Source organism: Bacillus sp. LR--39, assembly GCF_053613335.1.
In genome coordinates, this window is the sequence record NZ_JBSIOT010000147.1 from 1 (window position 1) to 1449 (window position 1449).

General features: G+C 49.0%; 1 protein-coding gene and 1 pseudogene. Both read right to left on the bottom strand.

The features are described from left to right. Positions 1-1269 (bottom strand): hypothetical protein (locus ACWHAR_RS21245; RefSeq protein WP_452087739.1); only part of this gene is annotated, 1269 nt, incomplete at its 3' end. Positions 1270-1334: 65 nt separating this feature from the next. After that, positions 1335-1449, bottom strand: a pseudogene (locus ACWHAR_RS21250) (hypothetical protein); the annotation flags it as partial.

Genomic DNA, 1449 nt, shown 5'->3' on the forward strand with positions numbered 1-1449 from the left:
TGGGACCAGTGTTCCTCCGCCCACCCAGATGGCAGAGATTTGTCCGAGCGCGGTCAGAATAGCGGGATCGGCATGGAGAGCGGACGAAAAGAGCTTTGCGATGGAGCCGGCGAGAGAAATGCCAGAAAATCCTGAGCCGTCAAGGCCTGTTATGGCTCCAGCGGCAGTTAATGCAGCGGCGGCAAGCTCCTTTGACATAGGCATCATATGGGATAAAGCAATGCCAAGATCGTTGACAATGCCGTGGGAACCTTTAGGGAGTGAAGTGCCCAGTATGCTTTCATAGCCTGAGTCGCCAAGATAAAAGAAAGCGGCAATCGGGATGACGGGGCCGAAAACCTTAAAACCGAACTTAAATCCGTCAATAAAATAGCCGGTGATTTTTTCAAGCCCTTTATGCTTATACACGAAAAAATGAACGGTAAAGAGGATACAAATTGCAGACCCGCCAATTAACGCGGTTGCATCATTTCCTTGTAGGTTAAACAAGAGCATGCAGGCGATATCTGCAAGAAAGGCAAGCGGAATCAAAAAAGCCAGTATGGACCGCAGGCGTTTTGGCAAGTACAGCGAGTTGTCTTGTTCGCCGGAAAGAACGGGGGAAAAAGAAGCGGGATGCTCCTGTTTTTTGCGTTCGCGCTGAATCATGATAAAGGCAGCAGTTGTTGTTGTCACACCCATAATCAGCACAAGCGGAATGCTGGCCGAGACGACATCACCGACTGGAATGCCTGCTGCATCCGCAGTCAGCTTTGGCGCCGCTTGAATGACAAAGTCTCCTGACAGGGCAAAACCGTGTCCGAATAAGTTCATGGCCATGGCCGCGGCAAGAGGCGTCAAACCGGCACGTGCGGCTGCGGGGAGCAGGACGGCGCCGATCAAAGCGACACCCGGAGAAGGCCAGAAGAAGAGAGAAATGGCGAACATCAGGCCGCCAATCAGCCAATAGGCAGTCACAGGACCTCTCACAAGGCTTGCAAAGGGAGAAATCATCGCTTCATTTATCCCTGTTTTTGTTAACAAATCACTCATCGAAACGATAAAGCAAATGATGAAAATCGTGGGCAGCAGTTCGCCGGCCGCATAGATAAAGCTGTGGAATAAACTGCTGACAGAAGCTGAAAGTGAATGGCTGGACCATAGCGATATGATAAAAATGCCGAATAGAGAAATAAATGTCGTGTCTTTTCTCAGCAGCATAAATAGGATAATTGCACCGATAAAAAACACATACAGAACATGGACAGACAAAATCCCGACTTCCATTATCGATCACTCCTTCCGCTTACAGATTATTCATAGGCGGGCGGAAGGTGCCGGGACAGAGGGGAGGGTTATGATGGAAGATGAACATTGATCTGTTTCAGCTGCTCAATCAGATGATGCCTTAATCCTCTATTCGCTTTTTGCAGATGTTTTGGGAAGCATTCAGGAGAAAAAATGACGCAC